Genomic DNA, 26,703 nt, shown 5'->3' on the forward strand with positions numbered 1-26,703 from the left:
AATCATAAAAACAAGCTGGCGCTATAAGCCGCTAATAATAATTACAAAAGTATAAAAATAGATCGATTAACGATCGGGGATATTTAAATGTTAAACAATAATCAAACGGCTAATGGTGCTGAAAACCTTGTCGATGTAGAAGTTACGATGAAAGAAAATAAGCTATTTATCTTTTTAATTTGTGTTGTAGCAACCATAGGTGGTTTTTTATTTGGGTTCGACAGTGGCGTAATTAACGGTACGGTTGACGGTCTAAGATTAGCCTTTAATTCAGATAGTGTAGGCACAGGCTTTAACGTAGCGAGTATGTTACTCGGTTGTGCTATAGGTGCATTTGTTGCTGGTAGTTTGGCCGATAAATTAGGTCGTAAAACTATTCTGATTATTACCGCAATATTATTCATCGTTAGTGCTTATGGCTCAGGTGTTTCGGTTACCTCTTTTGAGTTTGTTATTTACCGTATTATTGGTGGTTTTGCTGTAGGTGCTGCGTCTGTTTTAGCGCCTGCTTATATCAGTGAAATTGCACCTGCTAAGTATCGCGGTACGTTAACAACTATTCAGCAAGTGGCTATTATTTCTGGTTTGTTTTCGGCGTTTGTTAGTAACTATTATTTAGCTGATATTGCTGGTGTTTCAACGGCAGTTTTATGGATGAACTTTGAAGCTTGGCGTTGGATGTTCTGGATAGAATTATTGCCTGCTTTGATCTTTTTATTCGCTTTATTATTTATACCGGAAAGCCCGCGTTTTTTAGTATTAAAACAACGTGACGATCAGGCTTTAGCTGTTCTTAAACGTTTATATGGTACAGAGTACGCGCAAAGTAAGCTTAGCGAAATTCAAGCGTCATTCAACGAACATAATCATCAACCTACCTTTAAAGACTTATTAAATAAAAAAACGGGTGGAGTTCGCAAAGTTGTTTGGGTTGGTCTTGGTTTAGCAACACTACAGCAGCTTGTGGGTATTAATGTTGTTTTCTATTACGGCGCAATCTTATGGCAAGCTGTTGGTTTTTCAGAGTCAGACGCCTTACTGATTAACATATTAAGTGGTGGTGTAAGTATTGCCGCATGTTTTATCACTATGTATTACATCGACAAAATAGGCAGAAAACCTTTACTACTTATTGGTTCAATCGGGATGACCATAACGCTAGCTACTTTAGTTACATCTTTCATGACTGCAGATATAGATGCATCAGGTAACTTAATTTTAGGCTCTATGGGTGTTGTTGCATTAGTTTCAGCAAATGCTTATGTGTTCTTTTTCAACCTTTCATGGGGCCCGGTAATGTGGGTATTGCTCGGTGAAATGTTCCCTAACCAAGTACGCGGCTTAGGTTTAGCAGTAAGTGGTTTTACTCAATGGACAGCCAACTTCGCTGTAACCATGATGTTTCCTATCATGCTAGGTTCAATTGGCTTAGCTGCAGCATATAGCTTTTATGCTCTGTTTGCTGGCCTTTCAGTTATCTTCGTTCTTAAATTTGTGAACGAAACCAAAGGTAAAGAGCTAGAACAAATGGATGGCTTATAACCTCTTTTTGAAAAGCTTTATCAACCTTTAAAAATACTTAGTAAATAACTTAGTAAGACATAAAAATGAGTAAATTCACTTTTATGTCTTACTAGATTTTTTCGCCCAAAAATCGGAGAAACTTATGAAAATTGAAAAACATTCCGTTAAGCCAACGAATAAAATAGCCGTTTTATCTCAATCAGTTATAAATTCTATTCCAGTTAAAGTTGTTGTTGGAGTAACATTAGCGTTAACAATAAGTTTGAGTGTTAATTCAAACGAGATAAGCACTGAAAAACCTCTAGATAAAGCTGATAACGCACATAATAAAAGCATGCATCATCAGCTTAAAACACACCTGCCTGAAGCCTTGTTTCCTCAACAACCGCTAGTTACGCATATGTATACGGCAGATCCTTCTGCTCATGTGTTTAACGGTAAGTTATATATTTATCCGTCTCACGATATTGAAAGTGGTGTGGTTAGAAACTCGTCTGGCGGACATTTTGATATGCGCGATTATCACGTCTTCTCAATTGATGAAGTGAATGAAAACACTCAACCTAAAGTTATTGATCACGGACAAGCATTACATGTAGATCAAGTTCCTTGGGCAACAAAACAAATGTGGGCGCCAGATGCTGCCGAAAAAGATGGTAAGTATTATTTATATTTTCCAGCTAAAGACAAAGACGACATTTTTAGAATAGGTGTAGCAACTGCCGATACGCCAACAGGGCCATTTGTGCCAGAAGCTGAACCAATTGAAAATGCTTACAGTATTGACCCGTCAGTATTTCAAGATGACGACGGGTCATATTATTTATACGTTGGCGGCATTATGGGAGGACAATTACAACGTTGGCAAACAGGCAGTTACATAGAAGAAGACAAATACCCTGCTGATAACGAACCTGTTTACATGCCTAAAATCGCTAAGTTAAATGCCGACATGAAAAGCTTAGCGCAACCATTACAAGACGTTGTGCTCCAAGATGAATTTGGAAAACCTATTCTACAAGGTGACTTTGAGCGCAAGTTTTTTGAAGCTGCTTGGGTACATAAAATTAAAGACACCTACTATTTTAGTTATTCAACAGGTCATTCTCGATTTATTCAATACGGCACATCAAAAAGCCCATACGGACCATTTACTTGGAAAGGCAAAGTACTTGAGCCGGTTTTAGGTTGGACTAATCATCACTCAATCGCAGAGTTTGAAGGTAAATGGTATTTATTCTTTCATGACACTTCACTAAGTGGCGGAAAGACCCATTTACGTAATATCAAAATGGTTGAGTTAATTCATAACCCTGACGGAACTATTCAAACAGTTGATGCTTATTTGGGAGAGATCAGCGAATGATTTATTTTAATAAAATACAAGGAAAGCAGATGAAGAATTCACTTTTATTGGCTGTAATTATTTTAGCTGGCTTTGGTTGTTCACAAGCGGATAAAACAACTAGCAAAGCACAAGAAGACTCGACAATCAGTTTACAAACTCAAGCTCTTACTAAAACTGGGAAAGAAGAAATAGTCACTAATGCTTATACAATGAATAGTCAGGCACTCACCGATATTAGCGACATTATAAATTTACCTAATGTAGAAAAAGTTCTCATCGCCAATAGCGACTTTACTTTACATGAACAAAGCTCAAGCCATGCAACATTTTATGATGACCCAAAAACTCACTCACTAGCAATAGATGCTGCTAATCTAGATTTCAGAACACAATATGCAATAGCGACTTACACATTAGGTGTGGAAGAAGAGGGCATATTCGAGCTTGGTTTCGTATCTTTATCTGAATTTGATGGCGAAAGTCACTACAAGCTGTTTTTAAATGATGAGTTAGTTGGTGATTTTACCAATCCAAGAACAGAGCTAGACTTTCATGAAGTGTATTTCAGCACAGGAACAGTGTTTTCTTTAAAAGCAGGTGACGAAATAAAAGTTGAAGCCATTGCTGCATCTAATGGTTTGATACCAGAAGATGGTGGTTATGCGTGGGCAAGAGGGCGATGGAGAGCTGTTACTTTAATAACGGGCGAGAAGTAACCTAAAACATCACGTAAGTTAATGTTTTAGGAAAGTAAAAACAAACCGAATTAATAAATACATAGGGATATACAATGAAAGCCAATTTTTTAAAGAAATCATTAACGGTTGTCTTATCGTCATCACTTGCAGCATGTACTGTTAGTTCTTTACCAGCATTAAGTAACAGTACTGGTGCATTTATTGAAAGTAATGGTGTTGTGGTTGTAGAAATGGAATCAACTAACTATAGCGGTAGTTGGAAACTAGTACATGGCGGTAATGCAATTGAATGGATGGGCAACGATGAATTTAATAAGCCAGGTAAAGGTGTTATTGATATAAAAGTAAAAATTACTAATCCAGGTATATATCAATTTGATTGGGCTAATAAAATTGGTGAAGGTAGTTCTACTACTGAAGCTAATGATTCTTGGTTGAAAATAGAAAGTGACAAGTTTTACGGAGATAACGGTATTACGATTGTTTGTCCAAAAGGTATGGATACTGCTAAGAATACTTGTATAGGTGAACTTCCAGAAGGTGCTGGACAACTTGGTTGGTTTAAAGCGTATCGAAGTGGTGGTGAAGTCAGTGAATTTATATGGTCAACCAACACTTCAGACAATGATCCTCATAAAATTTATGCTCAATTTAATCACCCTGGAATTTATACAGTGCAAATATCAGGTCGCTCTAAACATCATATAATTGACCGTTTCATCATGACAAAAGATGCCGTTATGCACGAGTTGGTTAAGCATCAAGATGAATCAGTACGTGAATAACTAATATAATATTAGATAAAAAAGTAGTAAATTTATGTACTTTCGTTTGTTACCCGTAGTTTTGGTAATAGAATTTAGACATAGGTGCATACTAAAAATAAGCTAGTTATCTTTAATAAAAAGGTCTTTGATATGGGGAAGTTATTAATATTATGTTTAAATTTAATCGCTTTTAATTCTTTTGCTTGCTCGTTTGCACCAGTGTTTGATGAATTTATTACTACAGATGTTGCTTTAATAAAAGCGAGTTCACCTCGATTTTCGCTTGAGTCAATTCATAGAGGAACGGATGATGGAAACCATGGCTCTTGTTCAGATCTTGGTATCATTAAATTAAAAATTGATACAATACCAGCTCATGAGCAAGGTTATATTTTTAAAATTGTTAAAGGTCGATTTGAAGATCAACTATTTTTAGATTCGCCTGTTGTACTTTCAAAATTTATCCAGAATAAACAGCTTTATAGTTTTATGTGGTTTGACGGCATCAATGAAGTACAAGAACCTATTAATATAACTATTCAAATAACCGCAGTATCCCTTTCCGGAGATAAAAGTGAACCTCAAGTGTTAAACATATCTCATCCGGGAATATCAAAGCCCTGGTGGAAAGTGTGGTAGAAAACAGGATTAAGAATATAATAAAGTATGATTAAAATAGTATGTTATCCCTTATACTCACTATTTAAATATTATTCATTTAAATAAACATAGGAATTCTAGAACTTGAATCAATTATCTGAGAAATCTATTGGCTGTCCTTACTGTGGTGAAAACATTAGAGTGTTGCTTGATCCATACGATTCGGATCAACAGTATATTGAAGATTGCCAAGTATGTTGTAAACCCATAAACTTCATCGTTTCTGAAAACATGGATGGCGAACTATCCGTTAATGTTTATAGTGACGACGATACGTTTTAATATTGGCTTTACTCTAACAGGAGCTAAAGTAAATGACTGAATGGATTTAGGTTCGATGCTACAGTTTGGTTATCAGTTCTAAAATACAATCCCTATATTAGATAACAAATCGTTATCTGATGTGACCATTTTTAAAATTAAAAAAGCTGGCACAGTTAGTTATTCACAAACAAAGCCAGCTTTCTTTAGTCATTTAATATGACAGAATACTTTTCTAAAACATCCAGCGTTCTGGATCTTCAACCGCTCTATTAGCATCAAGTGCTTTCATACCTTTTACTGAGCGAATAATTAACCAAACAACCCAAAATAAAAGAACAAACCAGCCAACGATAACTAGCGATAATATAGAACCTAGTACTAAATAAAGTGCGCCAATCCAAAAAGTTCTTATCTGAAATTGATAATGAGTTTTTAACCATTCAGGGGAACCTTCTTTATTGATGTAAGCCATAACCACACCTATAATGCCTGTTATACCAAAGAATAGTCCTACCAAATAAAGTATATATACCATTTTGGCAGAATTAGTATTAGTTGGCTCATTTTCTATTATTTCGTCGTTCATGTTTTATCCTTTTATATGATTATTTTTGCTTTTATTAAAGCTTCCAAGTTTGCTTAAATCATCAATCTTAATGTTGTATTTCAAATAAGCGTTTAGCTAGAAGATACAACAAAGGCTTAGTTACCTTTGATATGATTAATTGCATATTAATCTGTCTAAGGTGTTACTAGCAATAGGAAAAATTTATTGATATTTAAATGTTCATTGAAAACTAAGCATAGTTGATGGATTTCCTTAACCCTAATTTTAGATTTAAGGTTAAGGAATGTTAGTGTTTTGTGCTGGCTTATATTTGAAGTGTTTGTAGCAGTTGCTGAGCTGTTACTTCCTACTATTATTTATATTATTCTAGGTTAAGTATTCAACCATTAAGTCAAAACATTGGGCTGAAATTAAGTGAGGCTAAAAATCTAATAACCAGACTTTTTATCCACCACATTTCGTAACTCTTTGCCTTCTTGAAACAAACGTAGGTTGTCTAACGCTATGTCTCTCCAGGTTTTCATCACATCGTTGTAGGTGCCTCCTACGTGTGGAGTAATTAATAGGTTTGGCGTTGTCCAAAGTGATGATTCTTTGTTGAGAGGTTCTTCAATGGTTACATCTATTCCAGCTCCATTAAGTTGTCCCGTTTCTAAGGCATTGATCAAAGCGGTTTCGTCAACTGCGTTTCCACGACCAATATTAAAGAAAAAGCTAGGAGAGGCTAATGCATTAAAAAGCGCTTCGTTAAAAAGATCAGAAGTTTCAGCGGTTTTAGGTAAAGAAGATACAACAATATTGGCTTCTTTCGCTGCTATATTAAGTTCATCAACGCTGAATAACTTACTTACGTGCTCAACACTTTTGGTTATGTTTTTACGTACGCCAATAATCTTTACTCCAAAGGGCACTAAGCGTTTAATAATAGCTAAACCAACTGAACCAAGACCTACCACTAATACTGTTTTACCTCTAAGCTGAAACAGGTTTTCACATTTGGTTAAGCTGGTTGACTGCCATTGATTTTTACTTTGGCTATTGACAAACTGAGGGATATTTCGCGTAACCGATAACATAAGCGCCATTAAGTGATCAGCCACCACATCGTGATGATCGTCTGAACAGTTGGTAAGCACAAACGGCGCGTTAATTAAATAATTATGTTCACTCAGCCATTCTACGCCGGTTCCAAATTGTTGAAACCATATTAACTTAGGTAGAGAAGATAAATGTTCTCTTGGAAAGTCGCCTAAAACAATATCTATTTCTGCTGCACTTTTTAACACGAGAACAATATCTGTTGTAATAAGCACATCTCGATTACCTGCATATTCGTGTAATTGGAAGTTGGCAGCTGTGTCCATGAGTGAAGAGTCTATCCACATTAATAATTTCATAGGTTATACAGTCTCTTTGTTTTTCATTGTTAGTGACCATTTATAATCTAGCTTATAGAAGTGCAGTAATCCATAAGCGACTAATGCACCAATTGCTGGGCTTGCTGCAAAAATAATAATAATGCCATCAAGTGATGATTGTGTTTGCTCAACATTTGCTTGGTAACCATAACCAGCAAGCATCCAGCCCGTTAGGGCACCACCTATAGCGATACCAAATTTTAAGCTAAGTAAGTGACCCGAAACACTCATTGCCATAGGTCCGTTACCTGTATTTTGGATGCTGTAATCAACAGTGTCAGGTACTGAAGAAAAAAGTAATGGAATAAATATCATGTGGAAAAACTGAGTAACTAAGGTAATTGAAAGCGCTAAGTACACTTTATCTGCAGGAACGAAGTACAGCATAGTGCTTGTTATTGTGATGCCCATACAGGCTATTTTCATCAGTTTAACTTTACACACATAACGTATTGCCCAGTTCGACATAAATGCTCCTAATATCCCTCCAAACATGCTGGCGGTAATAAATAGGCTGACGAGTTCTTCGTGTTTTAAATAATACGTTACGTAATACGCCATAACACCACCGCGCATAGCAACAGTAATAAGTACCACAAAAGTAACGAGCGCTAGAACTCGCCATTGGTCATTTTTTAGCACAGCAAATATATCGGTTTTAATCGGTACGTTGGTTACTACTTCTTGAGCTCGCTCTTTGGTAAAAGCGAAACAAGCGATAAAACAAGCCATGGCAACTAAGGATAAAACCGTCATCGCGAGTGAAAAACCTAGTTGTTCATCTCCTTGACCAAAGTAAGCCACTAAAGGCAGTGTGAGCAGGGCAACGATAAGTCCACCAGCTTTAGCCATAGCAAAACGCCAAGCTTGAACTGAGGCTCTTTCTTGAATATCTGTTGTTAGTATTCCGCCTAATGCTGAATAAGGAATATTCACGGCAGTATAAGCTAACATCATTAAAGAATAAGTGATGTAAGCGTAAATGAGTTTGTTAGCATGTGTTGTATCAGGTGTTATGAAAGCAACAATTGTGAGTAAGGTAAAAGGAATTGCCATCCATAATAAATATGGGCGATAACGACCCCAACGCGATTTAGTTCTATCTGCCAGTGCTCCCATTAAAGGGTCAGTAATTGCATCGAACGCGCGGACAACTAACATTAATGTGCCGGCTTCTGCTGCGGTAATACCAAATACATCGGTATAGAAAAACATCATAAAGGCGATAACAACTTGAAACACTATATTGCTGCCGGTATCCCCAAGTCCGTAGGCTATTTTTTCTTTGATGGTTAACTTCATTTCTTTTCCTATTTATTACTTTTTATTTTTATAATGTATGTGCGTTATGTTTAAGCTATAGGTATGTCTTTGATGTTATTTTTTATCTGTTGTTGATGAGTCAATTGGAGCTTTTATTTCGACACCTTTACTACTTGCTCGGGTAATAAAGAATTTCATAGGTACTTTGCCTGTATTAAATATGCCATGCACATCCCAAGGGCCTACATACAATACATCGCCTTTTTTAGCAGGAGTTTTAACACCGTTTAACGTCCATTCTCCAGAGCCTTCTACTATGTATAAATACTCTTCTTCAGCATGTTGATGAGGTGGATGAATTTCGTTATTTGCTTCTATAACGGCTAAGCCAACAATGGTGTCTTTTGTACCTATAGTTTCCCCGTAAAAATAGGTATGAAATACACTGGCTTCGTAAGGTGTTTTATGAGTGTTTTCGAAGCTGACTATGCCTGATTGAATGTTCTTTTTATTAGTTGATGCGCTATCTTCAGCTGCTATATTTGCAGGAACATTTACTGATGAGCAAGCAGATAGCCAGCTAAGGCTGAGTGTTATACACAATGATTTGATTGGTGTGTTAAGCAAGTTAGATAATGGTGTTTTGTTATTCATTATTTATCTCCTTTTAGTGTATGAGTTATTGTATGAGTTATGGCGTAAATTCTGGCCTGAATCTAGGTATAGGTTTTCAGCTTTACCTTGGGTATTGGTTTTATATGAAAATAAACAGCCAGCTAAAGGCTGGTTTGCGCTGTCTTCATCAGAAAGGTATTCAGACGCTGAGGTGATGTACAAAGTATCTAAGTTTTCGCCACCAAAAACACATTTAGTCACTTGTGCGACAGGGAGTTTGATGTGTTGCAGTAAGGTGCCATCTGGCGAGTATTGGTTAACTCCCCAACCACCCCAAAGAGCGACCCAAAGGTTTTCGTCTTTGTCTAAACACATTCCATCAGGGTAGGTACCTTCTTTATCAAAATGAATAAAGGTTGAACGACTAATTAAGTTGCCAACCTTATCAAGCTCACAGCGATATACTTTTTGACGGATTAACGTATCGGTGTGGTACATAATACTTCCGTCGCTGGTAAAGCATGGACCGTTAGTGCAGTGGTAATCTTCATCTTGTAGACTAGATTTTCCAGCTTCATCAAACCGATATAATTCTCCAAGAGAATTATTCATTGGATCATCAGTATGCATGGTGCCTGACCAATATTGACCATGAGTATCAACAGCACCATCATTAAAGCGAATAGCTGTGTAATCTATATTTGGTGCGCTTATTTTGGTATGTGAATCGTTAATGATGTCTAGCGCGTAAAAGCCATCGTAGAGAGTGCCAACTAATGTATCGTTTTTGCTAAAACCTATACTGGTGATATTTTGTTTTACAGGCCAGCAATCAGTTGTACCTTTTTCACCTAACAAAGGCTTATATCGGTAAACTTTATGACCTAAAATATCACTCCAATAAATGGCTTGTTCTGCAACAGACCAAATAACAGCTTCGCCAATACGGCAATGGCTTTGATGGACTAATTCGACGTTAGACATACTTATCCTTAACTTCTTATTTCACTTAACTTTTATTGACTAATGTAGTGTTTAATCTTTGCTTTAGATTGATTGCGATGAAAACTCACCATTCACACGACGTACAATCTTGTACGGATTGGCATTTTGTAGCTCTGCAGGCAAAAGCTGTGTAGGTGTGTTTTGGTAAGCAACAACACGAGTAAATCGGTGAATTGCATCGATACCGACACTCGTTGTAGTGCCATTTGATGAAGCAGGGTAAGGACCTCCATGATGTTGTGAACCACATACTTCTACACCGGTAGGAAAACCATTAAATATAATACGTCCAGTTTTTTGCTCGAGTAAAACAAGTAGCTCTTTCACTAAGGAGTTGTCTTCATCAACGGCATGTATGCTGGCAGTTAAGTTACCTTCTAATACTTTAGCTATCTGGGTAAACTGCGCATCATCATCACATTCAACCACTAAGGTTGCAGGGCCAAATACTTCACTTTGTAGTTGTGGATTTTGCAGAAAAGCGCTTGCTGTGGTTTTTAATACAACGTTAGGTGGTAATAAGGCATTGTTGGTTGTTGAAGTTAAGCTAACCTCATCATTATTAACCCATTCAACTTTACCCGTTGAGATAAAGTCTCGAACACCTTTTAAAAATGCTTGCCCGATACTTGCATTTAACGTCACTCCTTTAGCGTTAGCACTCATGCTTTCAGCTAGGGTATTTACAAAGCTGTCGTTTTTTTGAATAACAATAACACCAGGAGATGTACAAAATTGTCCAGTTCCCATACAAACAGATCCGGCAAGTGCTTTAGCTAAAGATTCACCTGATTGAGCAAGTACGTTATTTGTAAAGAACATTGGATTAACGCTACCCATTTCTGCAAACACAGGAATAGGTTTAGCTCGTTTAGCTGCGGCATCCATTATTGCTCGGCCACCAGTTAAAGAGCCTGTAAAACCTACGGCTTCAGTTAATGGGTGACAAACAAGCTGAACAGATAAAGGAATGGCATTACCTTGTAATAAAGAGAAAACACCTTTTGGAAGTTCACAACGTGAAATGGCTTTACCAATAGCATAAGCAAAAAGCTCATTGGTTGCTGGATGTGAAGGATGGCCTTTAACTACCACAGAATTACCTGCAGCAAGTGCCGAGATAGTGTCGCCACCTAATGTACCAAAAGCAAATGGAAAGTTAGACGCGCCAAATACAGCAACTGGGCCTATAGGCTTAAGCATTTTACGTAAGTCTGGTTTAGGTAAAGGTGCACGCTCAGGTTCAGCTGTATCAATACTTGCTTGTACCCAGCTAGCATTTTTTACTATTTCTGAGAAAGCTCTGATTTGACCTGTAGTGCGGCCACGTTCACCTGTTAATCTTGGTAACCCTAGTCCTGTTTCTTGGTTACAAACTTCAAGTAGTTGATCACCTAAAGCTTCAATTTCTTCTGCTATTGCTATGAGAAAGTTAGCATGATCAGTTGGTGAAAGTTGACTAAACACAGGATAAGCCTGAGCCGCTGCTTGCATAGCTGAATTCACCTCACTTTCTAGACAATTATTATGCTTAGAAAGAAGTTCTTGAGTTGCGGGGTTTTGTGCTTGAAAAGCTTCTCCTTTTGGAGAAACCCAAGTGCCGGCGATATATGATTGTTGTGTTAGTTTGTACATAAATTGGATATTCCTAAATTAGGTTCAGTTAAATTTGCTTAAGTTAATGTTCTTTGAAGAAGCCTTTGCTATATAAGGTTTCGTTGAGCAAGATTTTTAATGAGTGCGCTAATACCAAATTCCCATGGGGGGATTTGATCAGAAAAATGCACGTTGTTTTGTAGAGAGCCAAGTTTGCTGGCAGATATAACAACACAGTCGTTAATTTTGTGTGTGAAGCCCATGTTGGGTTCATCACGATCTTGAGTTGGCGTGAATAAAGTGCCAGTGAATAAGGCGAATCCGTCAGGGTATTGGTGAGATTTTGAATATGTTTGTGCGACAAGATCTTCTACATCACGACTAATTTGTGTCATGTCGTTTGTGGCTTCAAGTACGTAGCCGTCTTCACCTTTTACAGTCAGTGTTACTTGTGCTGACTTAACATCTTCAAGGCTAAAAGTTTCATCAAACAAACGAATAAAAGGCCCAATAGAGCATGATGCGTTATTGTCTTTTGCTTTACCTAAAAGTAGAGCGCTTCTGCCTTCTACGTCACGTAAGTTAACATCGTTACCTAAGGTAGCTCCGACAATTTTTCCTTGGTTATTTACTGCAAGTACAACTTCTGGTTCTGGATTATTCCAGCTTGAAATAGGGTGTAATCCTACTTGTGCACCAAGTCCGACGGAAGAAAGTGATTGAGATTTAGTAAATACCTCAGCATATGGACCGATACCTACTTCTAAATATTGAGACCACATATTTTCTTTGATCAGTACTTCTTTTAGCTCTAGCGCTTCAGGCGAACCAGGTATTAGGTTTTCAATGCTTGAACCTATGGTTTCGTCTATTTTAGAACGAATATTTTTAGCGACTAGAGGATCACCACCTGCTTTTTCTTCAATCACTCTTTCAATCATTGAACAAACAAAAGTAACACCACAGGCTTTTATTGCTTGTAAATCGAATGGCGCTAACAGGTGTAAATAGTCCGTATTACAAGGATGATTAATTGAATTTGCTATTAGCGTTTCAACAGTGCCAATAATAGGAAAGCCACCAGATAATAGTTGTTGTTTAGTAACACCGTTATTGAGTAAGTCAGAACACGTTGGAGCTAATGAAGATAGGTCGTAAACATTGGAGTCGTTTATCCAAACAGGTGAAGGCCCACCGACTGCCTGAGTATTTTTACTGGCATTTTGTGGGATCCAAGCTCGTCCGATTAATGTGCCAGCATATTGGTCTGATGGTAAATAGTCATTTAATTGCATATTAATTATCTTCTATGTGTTCTGAGTTAAATGTTTAATGATTAACATTACTTAGCCAAACCAGTGCTTGAAAGCACCCGTTTAATGTTTAGGACAACACCTAAGTTTTGGCTGAGTAGTTGTTAAAACTATTGCTTTCTAATGATTGTGTCTTGGGAGTTTTTTAGAGATCCCTTGATACTTAGTTGCTAGCTCAATAACGCCCCCTTGTGATAAATCGCCCACGGTACCGCGGTAAATTTCTTGCCAAGGTGTTTGTGATTTAGGAGGTGAAAGTGGCGTTGTGGATTTGCGACTTTCAAACTCACCTTTGGGCAGCAAAACGTCACACGTTCCCTTGTTCATATTGATCCGCAACATATCGCCTGTTTGTAAATAGGCTAAACCACCGCCAACAGAGCTTTCTGGTGAAACATGTAAGATAGAAGGGCTGTCTGATGTACCTGACTGACGTCCATCACCTAAAGTTGGTAAGCTTGTAATACCTTGTTTAATTAGATAATCAGGTGGCTGCATGTTCACAACTTCAGCTGAACCAGGCCAGCCAATAGGACCTGCACCACGGATAACTAAAATACAATGAGCATCAATGTTTAATGCAGGATCGTTAATGCGCTGATGATAATCTTCTGAGTCTTCAAAAATTATTGCGCGTGCATCAAATACACCTTCATTACCTTCTTCAGATAAAAATCTTTGAGTAAATTCAGGTGAAATAACGCTAGTTTTCATAATGGCGAAGTCGAAGAAGTTACCTGAGAATACGGCAAAACCAGCGTCTTTTAGCATAGGTTGAGCAAATGGCTTTATAACGTCTCTATCTGTTTTTGGTAAATTTAATAAATTATCAGCTAAGGTTTTACCTGTGACTGTTAGCACATCGCCATTTATTTCTTTGGCGTTTAATAATTCCCACATGATGGCAGGAACACCACCTGCTCTATGAAAGCGTTCACCTAAGTATTCACCTGCGGGTTGAACATTGGCAAGTAAGGGGATTGGGCGGGCAAGTTCATTCCAATCTTCAGCGGTTATTTCAACACCTGCATGCCTAGCCATTGCCATAAGGTGTGGTTGTGCATTGGTCGATCCACCAATCGCTGAAATAACTTTCATGGCATTAATAAAGGTTTCGCGGGTCAGTACTTTAGAAGGAGTGAGATCTTCATAAGCCATTTCAACAATACGAACACCCGTACGATAGGCCATTTGACCTCTTTCTTTATAAGGTGCTGGTATTGCGGCACAACCGGTTAAAGACATCCCTAACGCCTCGGCAACCGAGTTCATGGTTAATGCCGTTCCCATGGTATTACAGTGACCAGCTGATGGAGCTGAATCCATAGCGATGTTTAGAAATTCGGTTTCATCAATTTCTCCAGCGGCTAAACGCTTTCTTGAACGCCAAATAACGGTACCTGAACCTACTAATTCACCGTCATGCCAGCCATCAAGCATTGGACCACCTGATAGAACAATAGCTGGAATATCTACTGTTGAAGCTGCCATTAAACTTGAAGGCGTTGTTTTATCACAACCAGTTGTTAGCACAACGGCATCAATTGGATAGCCGAATAGTATTTCTACTAAACCTAAATAAGCTAAATTTCTATCAAGAGCAGCCGTAGGGCGTCGACAATTCTCAAATATTGGATGTGCAGGAAATTCTATTGGAATTCCACCAGCAGCGCGTACGCCATCTTTTACACGTTTTGTTAATTCAAGATGAACACGGTTACAAGGTGCTAGATCACTACCTGATTGAGCGATACCAATAATAGGTTTACCTGAACGTAGCTCTTCAGGCGTAATACCGTAATTCATAAAACGCTCTAAATATAAAGCGGTTAGATCGATATGCTCTTTGTTATCAAACCAATCTTGCGAACGGAAACGGTGGTTTTTATTTAATTTCATTATAAGGTTTCTTATGTAGATTAATTTAAAGATGAGGGACATATTCAAAATGATGAAAGTCAGCAAAGACACCTTCACAACTTTGATCTGAACAATGTAAACAGACGAACGCACCAGTAAAAAATCCTTTGCCTTTTACGTAGTCGTCTGAGAGTTTCCATGCATCAAATACAACTTCTATCCCTTGCCAAGTAACATCATCGAATGAATATTCAAACATTAAGGCGCTGCCACAGACCGAGACTTTTAGTGATATATAGCTAACAGAGTCGGGGATCTTTATCGGTTGTTCGTAAAAATAGTACGTTGCTTCACCTCTATCGACTTGAATGATCCGTAGGCATCGAGTACCCAAGCTTTCATCTAACTCAACAAAGCAGTAAACCCAATTTTTAGTATTGTAATAACAAGCTATACCTGCGTTTTGTTGTTCATTGTTTGGTGAGAATGACACTTTGGTTTTAGCGTCGAAGTCAAAATGCTTCCATCTGTGGCCAACGGTTGATTGGGGAAATTGAGAAACTAACGGCTCTTGTCCAAACAATCTTAAATGGGATTTAGTATTTGTTAGCGCTCCCATTTTTGTGCAAAAAGGAACCCGTAACGTTTGCCATTCTGGGTTTAGGCTATCTTTATCAAAATTGTCGATAAAAACTTCTGATAGCGGCTCTGTTTTATGTGCTGATTTATTAGCGGAAAGTTGAGTAAATATAGGTGCTTCAATCTGTAATTTAGTATGAGAGCCACCAACAACATAAGGCCAGCCATTTCGCCATTCTATTTTGTCGATTGCGGTTTCTCTGCCTAGCGGGCAGTAACCCGATATTTTGTTATTTTGAATCTTAATGGTGTCAGCAATAGGGCGACCCACAAGAAAAACCATATACCATTCGTTGGAATGGGTTTTAATCATAGAACCATGTCCTGCTTTTTGTAGTGGAGCTTCAGGGCTATCAATGGTGGTTAAAATTGTTTCATCAGGGTGTAACTCAAATGGACCAAAGACACTTTTACTGCGTAAGACTGTTACAGCATGCTCATAAAGGGTTCCGCCTTCAGCAACCAGTAAATAATAGAAGTCGTCAACTTTATATAAATGTGGAGCTTCAGTTAACTTACGTTCTGTTCCGCCAAATATTACTTTACGATCTGTCGATAGGCGTTGTTCATTATGAAAGTATTCTTGGATGATAATGTTGTTATGTGGATTACTATGATGTCTAGGTCCCCATTGTCGATAAGTTATAAACTTTTTGCCTGATTCATCATGGAAGAGGGAAGGGTCAAAACCACCAAACTTCAGCTTGATTGGTTCACTCCACGGACCTTCTATATTCTCCGCAGTAACAAGGAAGTTGTCACCAGATTTCCATGGGCTATCAACGCTTTTAACATTTGAATAAACCAGCCAAAACAAACCATCACTGTAAGTTAAACAAGGAGCCCACACGCCTCCAGAATCCGGTATACCATTCATATCTAATTGGCTTACGCGATTTAAAGGTTGAGCAACTAAGTTCCACTCTTGGAAATCTGTACTATGAAATATACGAACGCCAGGAAACCATTCAAAGGTTGAAGTAGCGATATAATAATCTTCACCTTTATTACAGATAACAGGATCTGGATTAAAGCCTTTTAATATTGGATTGTTGATCATTTCCATAGATTACTTCTCAAATTAGTCAGTTTATTATTTTCGAGCTTATACAAAATCTGATTTTATTTAGATTTATTCAGTTTTTTTAGCTTAGAATGTTCCCGGTAACATTGCAAGTGACTTATTTAGAAAATTACTCAGTAAATATAAAGTAAGCATCAAGGTGTTTTATTTTATAGGGGTTGTTATTTAATTAAGGTTATGTTTTAAATCGAATTTTTTAATATTTTAGAGAAGAGGACAATAAGAATGAATGTAGGTTTAAATGGATTTTTAATATGAGACTGTTGTTACAAGAAAGTATACGACCTATTAATTCTTTAATGAAATAAGATTTTTATAGGTGACAGATTTGCGTGTTAACTAAAGCTTATTGAGTTTTTGCATTTAACCTTAGCTGAACCGAAGGTTTTAGATGTTTAACATTTGGGTTGAATTTTCGAATAGCTAGTTACCTATAATAAACACTTTCTTGAATAGATATTGAATATACTGTTGTAAATGTAATATCAAAAATTCAACAGATTTTAAATAAAGTCAGGCAACTGTAGGAGACTGCTGTTAATTTTTATTTATTTGTTTTTACGCCATTCTCCATTATTTTATCGCTAATAATGTCTTAATTCTTCCTTCTATCTAGTTGTTTTAAAATAAAAATCATAGCGATTGTAAACCAATTGGTTATCTAGGCTATTTCTTGTTCATCATACGAAGGCGAGAGTTTTTAACAACTTTTATAATTAAAATACATTGATTTTGTATACCTTTTAGGTAAATCTAAGCTGAAATTTAAATTTGGTAACTAGTGTTTTTTATTTCGGTTATATAGGTTGGTATTACCTATTTGAAATTTTTTATGAATAAGCTAGGTCATATTTAAATAGTTAGATTTAATTATTCTTATAAATATAAAATTATTGGGGTTGATGTGTTGATAAATTATAAAGTTGTTTTTTTATGTCCATTGTTACTTGCTGCTGGTTGTGGGTCGTCTTCATCAGATGATCCTAGTTCTTCAAATATAGCAATTACTGCAGAAGCAGAAACTCCTGTTGTTGAGGTTCCTGTAATCGATGTTCCTGTAGAAGAAACGAGTGAGCCACAAGCTGATATTACTTGTAGTGGGCTCGCTTTTTTACCTTTTAGCAGCGCTGTTGCTTCAGATTCAAGCACAGGATATTCAGCAAGTAATGCTATTGATGGCAGTTTTATAAGCACTTCACGCTGGTCTACAGCAAGTATGAACCAGTCTTTAACCCTAACTCTTGAACAAGCTGCTTTAGTTAAAGGTGTATCTATTACTTGGTTAAACGAAGATAGTCGCAGTTATAGCTACGATATTGAGGTATCGACCGATAATAGTACTTGGACTCCTCTTGCGACTTCAGAGCTAAGTGATGCTTCAACGGATAGAGGGGTATTCACAGATTTAACAGACACAACAGCTAAATATATCAAAATTATTACTACAGGTAATAATGTTGATAACAGTAGCAATATTGTGGAAATTGAGGCTTTTGGTTGTCTGACTGATATTACAACCGATATTGAATTAATCGATTGGTATTTAAGTATTCCTGTTGATGAAGACATTGCAACGACCGCAGTAAATATTGGGAAGGAAGATTCAGATGATGATTTAGATGATGATTATTTCCATGCAGAGTTCTTTTTCAACTCTCTTGATAACGGTTTAGTTTTTAGAGCGCCTATTGAAGGCACTAAAACATCAACAAACACTAAATATACTCGTACCGAATTAAGAGAAATGTTACGTAGAGGCAATACAAGTATTAGCACTCAAGGTGTTAATGCTAATAACTGGGTATTTTCAAGTGCGCCACAAAGTGAGCAAGATAAAGCGGGTGGAGTTGATGGTGAATTAGTTGCTGAGTTAGCGGTTAACCATGTTACAACAACAGGTGACGCTAATCAGGTAGGCCGTGTAATTATCGGTCAAATTCATGCTAATGATGATGAACCTTTACGTGTTTATTACCGTAAACTACCAGGTAACGAGAAAGGCTCTATCTATCTGGCTCACGAAATACGTGGTGGAGACGATGTTTATTATGAATTGATCGGTACTCGTTCACAAAGTGCATCTAATCCAAGTAACGGCATAGAATTAAACGAACGTTTTGGTTATAAAATTACGGTAGTTGGTAATTCTCTTGATTTTGTTCTTTCTCGAGAAGGACAAGCAGATATTACACAAACAATTAATATGAGTAATAGCGGTTACGATATTGCTGATGAGTATATGTATTTTAAAGCTGGTGTATATAATCAGAATGACAGTGGTGAAGAAAAGGATTACGTTCAAGCAACTTTCTATAAAATAGAAAATACTCATCAATAAATGAGTTGGTTTTCTCTCAACAGACCTTAGTTTGAGAGGAAAATACAGTTTAAATGATTAATTAATATTAACCTTCATCTTAATATTAATAGAGACAAAAGCATCGATATTATCGATGCTTTTTTGTTTTTAGGTTAAAGGGTATCTCATCTTTTATTTTACCTTTCCTTTGATTTAATGGACTTTTGCCAATACTTGTAAAGCACAAAGCACAAAGCACAAAGCACAAAGCACAAAGCACAAAGCGATAAAGCTAGTTGTTAGTTTTTTAGGTTAGCTTTTAATTAGAACTGAGTTGTTTTAAGAAGAAGTGAATAGGTTTTATCTTGAGTAAGTTTTTTAGTTAATGGTGTGATTGATGCAAAGTGCTAGAAATGGTTAATAATAGACATAAAAAAACCGGTGATAAACTCACCGGTTTTAATAACTTATAACTATTATTGAAGCTGTTGAATTTTACTTAACACGACCAAGATAGTTATCAGAGATTAAACAATTACAGCACAATCGCTATCTATTGTTTTACAGAATCACTTAGCTCTAATTTGCTAAATGTTACTTGAGTATAATCGCCGTTATTTTTATCTGTTTTCCAATCGCCTGTACCTAAACAAGCTGCATACCACATACCTGGAGCATCTTTAGTGCTACATTGATTATAAGCACCTGCTTTAAAGTAAAGCCAGTCAGCAGTGTAACCTAATGGATGATCTTTAGTATCAACTTCACCATAAGCATCTACGTTATTAGCTAAGTTAATTGAGTAATTAACTGTTGGTTTATCTTTAGCTGTAAATGTTAAATGCATTATATTTCCATCTACATTGATGGTGTAGCTAAACTCTTCACCTAGTGCAACACCTGCACTTCCTGGTTCATCAGCATTTCTCCAAGTGTTACCCCAAACTGGGTAAGCTATATCTGTTCTATTTGCGTCATCTTTAGGTAGGTTACGTTCATAAGTCCAAAAAACTGAACCATTTTCATGACCTGGGAATTTTTTATAATAGATTTTAATCGGCTCGTTACCCCAACCAAACCCTAAGTTTTTAGCTACTAACGCTTTATCTTTACCTGCATGGATTTGACCAACAACTACAGAAAACGCTGGTGGTTTTAAAGGGTTCATAGCACGTAAGGCAACATGGTCTACTTTTAATGTAGCTTCCATTTTTCCGCCTACAGCACCGAAACGTTCTGATAGTGGATGTGCTTCTATAGCGAAGTTATTTCCAGCATAACTTGTTTTAATTTTAGTATTTGAACCACGTAACATTTGACGAAGTTCACTGCGTGTATTTGATGAATTAGCAGATGTTATAGCTTTATTAGGAGCGGTAAATACCATGCCACCGTTTTCATCAAGATAAAAGAAATCAGGGTGTGAATAGGTTTGCATTTCTTTTACTGTGATTGTATCGATTTTTTTATCGTTATTTAAATCTACCGGTACATTCATTTTCCAGTGAGATAGGTCAAATTTATCAGCAGGTATAGATTGTGCCGTTTTTGACTTTTCAGCATCTGATGAAGCCACATCAGTGCTAGCACAAGATGCTAGTAATGATATCGAAATTGGTAATATAGCGCCGTAGCTTATTACTTGTTTTAATAGGGTATGTTTCATCATTTTCTCTTTATGTTATTTAGCGCTTAATGTTATTTAAGCGTTTTCTAATTATGTATTAAATCGGTGAACTTACTATATACATTAGCTTTCGTTATAACTCTGACTCTTAAAGGTCTAGAAAGTTTATATGGTTTCTATCCATTGTATTTATAACTTATTTAGCAATGTTTGAGTAAATAATTGGTAATAATTAATTGTAAACATGTGTAAAGCCAATAGGGTAAAATACATCAAACCAATTTGAGCTGTCAAGTTGCTTGTGTGATGCTTATACATTGTCAGTAGTAAATGATAAAACTCGGTCAGCTTAAAATGTGGGATTGAGGATTAAATAAGATAAATTTAGTTTGATGTGATTTGGATTTAAGAAAGGTCAATAGGATAAGTGGAGACTGATTTGAATAACGTTGATGTGTAGGTAATAGAAAGTAAGGTATCGCTTACTTCCTATTATGTTTTAGCTGAAATATTTATAATGTGTTATCTGCTTAGTTAAACACTTTATTAAGCTTGATACGTTCTACTGATTTTAACTCTGGTGACCCACCTTGCATACCTGAGCCAGAAGCTATCCATAAATAACCATTCAATTCTATAACACCGCTGCCATGCCTACCTTGTGTTAAAGACGCACTTGTTTTCCAAGTTTGTGAAACAGTATCAAATATATGTACTTCTTCATGAGCTTTTGTTGGATCTGCGCTTTCTCCTCCAGCTACAATAAAACTATTTTCATAGGCGAATAAAGCAATACCCGCTCTTGGTATTGGCAAGTTAGATTTTGCGACTATCCAGCGATTAGCCTCGATATTGAATATATCTACTTTAGGCTCAACGAGTTCAAATACTTGTTTATTTTGTCCTAAAGTACGACGTCCTCCAGCAATATAAATAGTATCATTTATAATAACGCCTTGAGCATGGTCCCGTGAATGTGGAGCATCAGGGAGTACTGTCCATTTATTGGTTAGGAAGTCGTAACGATCTACCCAATTGACATTGCCATCAAGGTGCCCATTAGTAATACCGCCTATAAGATAAAGTGAGTTACCTTTGATGACGGAAACTGCTCCGCCTCTCAATCTTGCTTTAGGAATAGTAGGCCCTTGTTGCCATTTATTTTCTTTAGGATAAAAATAATAAATGCTTTCAACGGGTTTTTCTGAAGGATAGCCACCTGTCATAGCACCAGCTACCACTATTTTATTTTGCCAAACACTAGGTTGGAAATGATGAAGCTCAATTGGCGACTTTTCTAATACTCGCCAAGTTAACTTATTAGGATCAAACTCATCGACAGGTTTTATCCCTCTACCGCCAATTAAATAACCTTTATTGTTAAACTTTACAAAACCCGCTTCATGACGTGCAGAGTATTCTTTAGAGGTTTTTATTGTTTCCCAAGTCTCTGCTTTACATACGCTAGTTATAGCAAAGAGGGCAGTAGTAAAAATAAAGATTGATTTGGCTATGTTGAATTTTTTAATGCTCTTTTTCATCATTTGATCCTCGTTGTTCTTAGGGGGTGTTGACCTTTAGAGATTTTTTACAGCAATGTGTTTGATATTTAGACAAGGCAGAGTGTGTGAGGTGTAGCTGGCTAATCGAACAGACGATAACGCCCTGTCTATCCAAAGTTAAGAATTTCAAACACGTGCTGCCCTTTGGGTTCATTTAAAACGAATTTACTCATTGCTGCCTACATGGAGTCCGTACTCGGGTTATGTTGGAACGTATAACCCGTGTTCGCTTTTTTAATACGACTGCATGGATGCAGAAGGTAGGGCGACTCAGGAGACAAAGCCGAGAATGACTATTAAACAAAGTCCAAATCTCGATTAAATCCGTTTTAAATTGAATGAAATTCAACCCTGAAAGTTCAACAGACCCTAGTTATTTGCTTTGTTAAATTTTGCAAAGAAATCAGTAACCGTAGCAACATTAGTGATATCTAAGATATAAGTTACTTCAACAAGGTCTGAAAAGTCAGCGCCACCGTCAGCAATAGCTTGGTTGTTATAACGTCCATTAACGCCATTGTATTTTTTGCTAATCTTATTGGCTTCTGTCCATGCTTTTGATGAGATGAGTTGTGTGTTTTCAAGTTGATTAACTAAATAACCTTTGTTGTTAAAACCAGGCGAACCATTATCTTCTTTATTACCATCTTCTATTTTTATGTAGGTTGTTTGGTTTTTAACAAAGGCTAAAGCATCAACACTGGTTTCTTTTTCATTCCATGTACTATGTTGTACAACAATAATTTGGTCTTTAGAGTATTTAATCCCAAACTCAGTAAGTGCTTCTAAAAGTTCTTGGGTAAAGTCACTTTGCCCAGCTTCTGTAATCCAAATTCGACCATTTTTAGATAAGGTTTTATTTATCTTTTTTATGGTTTTATTGATAGATGTTTGTCTGTATTGATGAGCGTCAGTCCAGTTCTCATTAAATACAATATTGAATAACTTATCCGCAGGAACATATAAGCCAGCTTGAATCCCGTAAGTACCGCTAACCGCATAATAATTGATGGTTTTAAACTCGTCTGATTGAAGAATTAAATCTAATGCTGCTATGGTGTGCGCGTCATCTACATCTGTTTTAAGATCGAAGTTTAGTAAGAGTAGGTCTTTGTCTTTATTGAATTTAGTATCAGCACTATAACTGTTAAAAGAAAATAAGGTTGTGAATACTAGGGCTAAAGTTATTAGTTTTATAGTCATGTTTAGTCTCTTAATTGTAATGTTATTGTTCTTTTGACTATAACATGAAAATACAAATAATAAAGAGTATTCTTAATTTGAATTTCTTCTCCTAAATTAAATTTATATTCGTGAAAATATAGAGGCAGTGATTACTTAGTTTTTAGATGCAGTTCTCATTTAATGAATACTGCTGCCTAAGATGAATAATGCTCAGTTTGATAATTAAAAAATAAACATAATTTGTTATACAGGTTTTATTATCTACATATATGGTTTTCAAGACATTTTTTTTATTATCAAAGAGACTTTAAGGCGCATTTTTTATATAATGATTTTGTTAAGAGCAGTCCGGGTTAAGTTGTTTTACTCAGCTAGTTTTTGAAATCTGTTATTTAAGTGTTTATCCGTGTTTTTCTCGTCTAGTAGCATATATTGGCTTTAAAACTCATTGATAATCGCATGAATATCATCATTAAATGGTGGTTTTCTAATTGATGTGGTTGGTAATCACATAATGAAAGCTATCACTTAGTGATTCAATGAGTTATAAAACCTATTAACCCGATCTTAGGTTAGTTAATTTTATAAGGATGTGTTTTATACACAATAAATTATGAATAAATCGAGAAGAACTACACTGCAAGATATTGCTGATGTTGTAGGAATGACCAAAATGACGGTTAGCCGTTATTTAAAGGATCCTAAGTTGGTTGCTGAATCTTCCCGTCACGCCATTGAATTAGCTATTAATAAACTCGGATACATTCCGAATAAAGCACCTAATATACTTTCCAAAGGAAAAAGCCAAGCCATTGGCGTTCTGTTCCCATCTATTTCAAACCATGTTTTTGATGAAGTACTAAGAGGTATTGAGTCGGTTACTGAACCCGCTGGTTATCAAATTATGATTGCGCATTATGCTTATTCTCCTGAACTTGAAGAGAAACGTATTAGCTCGTTATTGGGTTATCATGTTGATGGCCTAATATTGTCTGAGAGTGTGCATACAGAAAATACGTTACGCATGATTGATTCGTCTGGTGTTCCAGTAACTGAAATTATGGACACCTGTAATAAACCGATTCAACAAGCGGTAGGTTTTGATAACTTAGATGCTGCAAAACAAATGACCTTAAATATGCTTGATAAAGGTTACAAAAATCTTGCTTATATTGGCTCTAAAGGTGATGTTCGCGATTTACTTCGTCAAAAAGGTTATGAAGAAGCTGTAAAGTCTCGTGATTTACCACCTTTAATCTTTCGTTCTCCAGAATTTACGTCTATTCGTTTAGGTTTTGAAATTTTAGATGATATTTTAGCATCTGAACCTAAAGTTGATGGTGTTATTTGTACTAATGATGATGTTGCTATGGGGATGTTATTAAGCTGCAAAAACCGAGGAATTAAAGTACCTAATGAATTAGGCATAGCAGGTATGCATGGCCATGATATGGGTAAGTTATATTCCCCAACTTTAGCAACTGTAATTACCCCTAGATATTTAATAGGTAAAGTAGCGGCCGAACAATTGTTAGCTAGAATTGATGGCTTAGAAGATATAGAAACTTATATAGATCTAGGTTTTAAGCTTAATGAAGGCGAAAGTATTTAATTTTATATAAAGGCTAAACTGAAATATGAATTTTTGTTATTCATACTTCAGTTTGCCGAATTAATATTGATATTTTAGCGCTTGAAAGCTGAGTTATTCTGACTTCTCTTGGTATCTAAAAAACTCAAAATCTGCGTGAATTTTCTGCCCTGATAGATCTTGGCAAGCTAAGCCGACAAATGCTCCTGTAAAGCATGGAGAATAACCTTTCTCTGTATGAACAACATAATCATCAGATAATATACTACCGTCCAATTTAGGGCCGATTTTTATCCATGCTGGAAAGTTGTTTTTAATACTTGTAGCAAAATAAAATTGAATACTTTCACCATTAAAATCCGCTTTTAAAAATATTCTGTTCGCTTCAGTTACTTCTATTTGTTGTGGAACAGGGTGCGTAGTTTTATTGTCATCACAACTTATGATGTTTATAAACTTTTTACCTGAATATGCGCCAATGTCATCGCCTGTTATATGTAAGTAATGGTAGTGAGTCGTGTTGTAATAACAAACTAATCCTGCCATTTGCTGAAAGTTTTCAGGTTCAAACTCTATACAAGTTGAGGTTATAGTGTGATGAGCTTGCACGCGACGCGCGATCATACTTTGTTCAAAACACGAACTTAATGATTCTCTACCGTATAAGCGCAGGTAACCTTGACGGTCGGTTTGGCTGATCCAGTCTTTTGTTATTGGTACTCTAAGGCTCTGAAAGTTGATATCTAAACTCGGAGAGTCGAAGCTAATTCTTGTTGGCGCTTTTTTAAATAGATGTTCTGGTAAGTTTGGTGCAGGAACAAATTGACGAGCAACGTGATATTGATCGTTTGAATCTACATTAGCTAGTTCATTATTAAATTCGTTATCAAGATAAAGCCAGTCATCATCTTTCCATATCACTTTTTCTATCGCTGTTTCTCTACCTGTAATGCATCGCCCTTGTTCAGTTAATGGACGCCCAGTTAGAAATACCATATACCATTCACCATTTTGGGTTTCAACTAAATCTGCGTGACCCGTTTTTTGTAGATAGTTACTCGGCGTACCTTTAGAGGTAATGATTGGGTTATTAGGCGCAATCTCATAAGGACCAAAGATAGATTTAGAACGCGCTAACGTTACACAATGGTTGTAACTTGTGCCGCCTTCAGCGGTTAATAAGTAAAAATAACCATTCTTTTTATAAATGTGTGGTCCTTCAGTAAGACCATGTTCACTTCCTGAAAAGATATGATGTACTTTTCCAATAGGCTTCTTCAGATAACGATCAAATTCCTGTAAGACAATACCACCAAAAAATTTACTGTTTCTGTGATCTACCATCATACTCATGTAATATGACTTACCGTCATCATCATGAAATAATGAAGGGTCAAAGCCTGTACTACTTACAAATGATGGTTTAGACCAGGGGCCTTTAATATCTGAAGAGGTAACTACATAATTGGGCGTATCTTTCCAATCACCATTGAAGTTTTTTACCACTGTATAGGTAAGGTAAAAAACACCATCTACATGAGTTAAGCAAGGTGCCCAAATTCCACAAGAATCAGGTACGCCTTTCATATCAAGTTGTGATTCTCTATTGAGTGGTCGAGTAATCAGATTCCAATTCACTAAGTCCTTTGAATGATGTATTTGTACGCCGGGGAACCATTCAAACGTTGAGGTGGCAATATAATAATCATCGCCAACTCTAATAATACTAGGGTCAGGATTAAAGCCTTTTAAAATAGGATTAGAAATTGTATTCATAATTTACTCTTTGATTAAAATTAATCATTTACTGCGAATAA

The 26,703-nt window shown here is 36.4% G+C and carries 21 protein-coding genes; 8 read left to right on the forward strand and 13 right to left on the reverse strand.

The window, feature by feature from the left end; all coding sequences use genetic code 11:
- Nucleotides 1–87 precede the first annotated feature (87 nt).
- From Q5N69_RS01315 to Q5N69_RS01340, 6 genes are all read left to right on the forward strand, one after another.
- Complete coding sequence (locus Q5N69_RS01315) at nt 88–1,542, forward strand: sugar porter family MFS transporter (protein WP_304366885.1); 1,455 nt, start codon at nt 88–90, stop codon at nt 1,540–1,542.
- Nucleotides 1,543–1,858: 316 nt separating this feature from the next.
- A complete protein-coding gene (locus Q5N69_RS01320) occupies nt 1,859–2,890 on the forward strand; it encodes a glycoside hydrolase family 43 protein (protein ID WP_304366976.1) in 1,032 nt (343 codons plus the stop codon).
- A gap of 29 nt (nt 2,891–2,919) precedes the next feature.
- Entirely contained in the window at nt 2,920–3,588 is a 669-nt protein-coding gene (locus tag Q5N69_RS01325) for a hypothetical protein (protein WP_304366887.1), read from the forward strand.
- Between the two features lie 74 nt (nt 3,589–3,662).
- Nucleotides 3,663–4,355, forward strand: coding sequence for a hypothetical protein (locus tag Q5N69_RS01330; protein ID WP_304366888.1), 693 nt, complete (start codon nt 3,663–3,665; stop codon nt 4,353–4,355).
- Between the two features lie 132 nt (nt 4,356–4,487).
- The gene (locus tag Q5N69_RS01335; RefSeq protein WP_304366890.1) at nt 4,488–4,976 is read left to right on the forward strand and encodes a hypothetical protein; all 489 of its coding nucleotides are present in this window, start codon (nt 4,488–4,490) and stop codon (nt 4,974–4,976) included.
- Between the two features lie 105 nt (nt 4,977–5,081).
- Complete coding sequence (locus Q5N69_RS01340) at nt 5,082–5,279, forward strand: CPXCG motif-containing cysteine-rich protein (protein ID WP_304366892.1); 198 nt, start codon at nt 5,082–5,084, stop codon at nt 5,277–5,279.
- Between the two features lie 214 nt (nt 5,280–5,493).
- Here the strand turns inward: Q5N69_RS01340 and Q5N69_RS01345 are convergent, their stop codons facing one another.
- From Q5N69_RS01345 to Q5N69_RS01385, 9 genes are all read right to left on the reverse strand, one after another.
- Nucleotides 5,494–5,847: a hypothetical protein gene (locus Q5N69_RS01345; RefSeq protein ID WP_304366894.1), complete on the reverse strand. Its 354-nt coding sequence runs from the start codon at nt 5,845–5,847 to the stop codon at nt 5,494–5,496.
- 410 nt (nt 5,848–6,257) lie between these two features.
- Nucleotides 6,258–7,226 (reverse strand): D-2-hydroxyacid dehydrogenase, encoded by a 969-nt coding sequence (locus Q5N69_RS01350; protein ID WP_304366896.1) that lies wholly within the window; start codon nt 7,224–7,226, stop codon nt 6,258–6,260.
- A gap of 3 nt (nt 7,227–7,229) precedes the next feature.
- Nucleotides 7,230–8,549, reverse strand: a complete 1,320-nt coding sequence (locus tag Q5N69_RS01355) for a glycoside-pentoside-hexuronide (GPH):cation symporter (RefSeq protein ID WP_304366898.1) — start codon at nt 8,547–8,549, stop codon at nt 7,230–7,232.
- A gap of 75 nt (nt 8,550–8,624) precedes the next feature.
- Complete coding sequence (locus tag Q5N69_RS01360; RefSeq protein WP_304366899.1) at nt 8,625–9,164, reverse strand: cupin domain-containing protein; 540 nt, start codon at nt 9,162–9,164, stop codon at nt 8,625–8,627.
- Nucleotides 9,165–9,167: 3 nt separating this feature from the next.
- Nucleotides 9,168–10,109 (reverse strand): SMP-30/gluconolactonase/LRE family protein, encoded by a 942-nt coding sequence (locus Q5N69_RS01365; RefSeq protein ID WP_304366901.1) that lies wholly within the window; start codon nt 10,107–10,109, stop codon nt 9,168–9,170.
- A 63-nt stretch (nt 10,110–10,172) separates the two neighbouring features.
- Nucleotides 10,173–11,765, reverse strand: coding sequence for an aldehyde dehydrogenase (NADP(+)) (locus Q5N69_RS01370; protein WP_304366903.1), 1,593 nt, complete (start codon nt 11,763–11,765; stop codon nt 10,173–10,175).
- Nucleotides 11,766–11,833: 68 nt separating this feature from the next.
- A complete protein-coding gene (locus Q5N69_RS01375) occupies nt 11,834–13,021 on the reverse strand; it encodes a fumarylacetoacetate hydrolase family protein (protein WP_304366905.1) in 1,188 nt (395 codons plus the stop codon).
- A 138-nt stretch (nt 13,022–13,159) separates the two neighbouring features.
- On the reverse strand, nt 13,160–14,938 hold the full coding sequence (locus Q5N69_RS01380; RefSeq protein ID WP_304366907.1) for an IlvD/Edd family dehydratase: 1,779 nt from the start codon (nt 14,936–14,938) through the stop codon (nt 13,160–13,162).
- A 25-nt stretch (nt 14,939–14,963) separates the two neighbouring features.
- Entirely contained in the window at nt 14,964–16,604 is a 1,641-nt protein-coding gene (locus Q5N69_RS01385) for a glycoside hydrolase family 43 protein (RefSeq protein WP_304366909.1), read from the reverse strand.
- 925 nt (nt 16,605–17,529) lie between these two features.
- Between Q5N69_RS01385 and Q5N69_RS01390 the strand changes: the two genes are divergently transcribed.
- Nucleotides 17,530–18,960: a polysaccharide lyase family 7 protein gene (locus Q5N69_RS01390; RefSeq protein WP_304366910.1), complete on the forward strand. Its 1,431-nt coding sequence runs from the start codon at nt 17,530–17,532 to the stop codon at nt 18,958–18,960.
- Between the two features lie 514 nt (nt 18,961–19,474).
- Here the strand turns inward: Q5N69_RS01390 and Q5N69_RS01395 are convergent.
- The 3 genes from Q5N69_RS01395 to Q5N69_RS01405 form a co-directional block, all read right to left on the reverse strand.
- Nucleotides 19,475–20,590, reverse strand: coding sequence for a polysaccharide lyase family 7 protein (locus Q5N69_RS01395; protein WP_304366912.1), 1,116 nt, complete (start codon nt 20,588–20,590; stop codon nt 19,475–19,477).
- A 488-nt stretch (nt 20,591–21,078) separates the two neighbouring features.
- Nucleotides 21,079–22,089: a kelch-like protein gene (locus tag Q5N69_RS01400; RefSeq protein WP_304366914.1), complete on the reverse strand. Its 1,011-nt coding sequence runs from the start codon at nt 22,087–22,089 to the stop codon at nt 21,079–21,081.
- Nucleotides 22,090–22,479: 390 nt separating this feature from the next.
- Entirely contained in the window at nt 22,480–23,313 is an 834-nt protein-coding gene (locus Q5N69_RS01405; RefSeq protein WP_304366916.1) for a hypothetical protein, read from the reverse strand.
- Nucleotides 23,314–23,908: 595 nt separating this feature from the next.
- Here Q5N69_RS01405 and Q5N69_RS01410 point away from each other — a divergent pair.
- On the forward strand, nt 23,909–24,907 hold the full coding sequence (locus Q5N69_RS01410) for a substrate-binding domain-containing protein (RefSeq protein ID WP_304366918.1): 999 nt from the start codon (nt 23,909–23,911) through the stop codon (nt 24,905–24,907).
- A 93-nt stretch (nt 24,908–25,000) separates the two neighbouring features.
- On the opposite strand, the gene Q5N69_RS01415 is transcribed toward Q5N69_RS01410, so the two are convergent.
- A complete protein-coding gene (locus tag Q5N69_RS01415; protein WP_304366920.1) occupies nt 25,001–26,662 on the reverse strand; it encodes a glycoside hydrolase family 43 protein in 1,662 nt (553 codons plus the stop codon).
- Between the last annotated feature and the right edge of the window lie 41 nt (nt 26,663–26,703).

The sequence above is a fragment of the Pseudocolwellia sp. AS88 genome (genome assembly GCF_030551755.1).
Taxonomy (GTDB): Bacteria; Pseudomonadota; Gammaproteobacteria; order Enterobacterales; family Alteromonadaceae; genus Pseudocolwellia.

Bases quoted from the DNA above. Each gene is read 5' to 3' on its own strand.
- Q5N69_RS01315 (WP_304366885.1), top strand. From the start codon at position 88: ATGTTAAACAATAATCAAACGGCTAATGGTGCTGAAAACCTTGTCGAT.
- Q5N69_RS01320 (WP_304366976.1), top strand. From the start codon at position 1,859: ATGCATCATCAGCTTAAAACACACCTGCCTGAAGCCTTGTTTCCTCAA.
- Q5N69_RS01325 (WP_304366887.1), top strand. From the start codon at position 2,920: ATGAAGAATTCACTTTTATTGGCTGTAATTATTTTAGCTGGCTTTGGT.
- Q5N69_RS01330 (WP_304366888.1), top strand. From the start codon at position 3,663: ATGAAAGCCAATTTTTTAAAGAAATCATTAACGGTTGTCTTATCGTCA.
- Q5N69_RS01335 (WP_304366890.1), top strand. From the start codon at position 4,488: ATGGGGAAGTTATTAATATTATGTTTAAATTTAATCGCTTTTAATTCT.
- Q5N69_RS01345 (WP_304366894.1), bottom strand. From the start codon at position 5,847: ATGAACGACGAAATAATAGAAAATGAGCCAACTAATACTAATTCTGCC.
- Q5N69_RS01350 (WP_304366896.1), bottom strand. From the start codon at position 7,226: ATGAAATTATTAATGTGGATAGACTCTTCACTCATGGACACAGCTGCC.
- Q5N69_RS01355 (WP_304366898.1), bottom strand. From the start codon at position 8,549: ATGAAGTTAACCATCAAAGAAAAAATAGCCTACGGACTTGGGGATACC.
- Q5N69_RS01360 (WP_304366899.1), bottom strand. From the start codon at position 9,164: ATGAATAACAAAACACCATTATCTAACTTGCTTAACACACCAATCAAA.
- Q5N69_RS01365 (WP_304366901.1), bottom strand. From the start codon at position 10,109: ATGTCTAACGTCGAATTAGTCCATCAAAGCCATTGCCGTATTGGCGAA.
- Q5N69_RS01370 (WP_304366903.1), bottom strand. From the start codon at position 11,765: ATGTACAAACTAACACAACAATCATATATCGCCGGCACTTGGGTTTCT.
- Q5N69_RS01375 (WP_304366905.1), bottom strand. From the start codon at position 13,021: ATGCAATTAAATGACTATTTACCATCAGACCAATATGCTGGCACATTA.
- Q5N69_RS01380 (WP_304366907.1), bottom strand. From the start codon at position 14,938: ATGAAATTAAATAAAAACCACCGTTTCCGTTCGCAAGATTGGTTTGAT.
- Q5N69_RS01385 (WP_304366909.1), bottom strand. From the start codon at position 16,604: ATGGAAATGATCAACAATCCAATATTAAAAGGCTTTAATCCAGATCCT.
- Q5N69_RS01395 (WP_304366912.1), bottom strand. From the start codon at position 20,590: ATGATGAAACATACCCTATTAAAACAAGTAATAAGCTACGGCGCTATA.
- Q5N69_RS01400 (WP_304366914.1), bottom strand. From the start codon at position 22,089: ATGAAAAAGAGCATTAAAAAATTCAACATAGCCAAATCAATCTTTATT.
- Q5N69_RS01405 (WP_304366916.1), bottom strand. From the start codon at position 23,313: ATGACTATAAAACTAATAACTTTAGCCCTAGTATTCACAACCTTATTT.
- Q5N69_RS01410 (WP_304366918.1), top strand. From the start codon at position 23,909: ATGAATAAATCGAGAAGAACTACACTGCAAGATATTGCTGATGTTGTA.
- Q5N69_RS01415 (WP_304366920.1), bottom strand. From the start codon at position 26,662: ATGAATACAATTTCTAATCCTATTTTAAAAGGCTTTAATCCTGACCCT.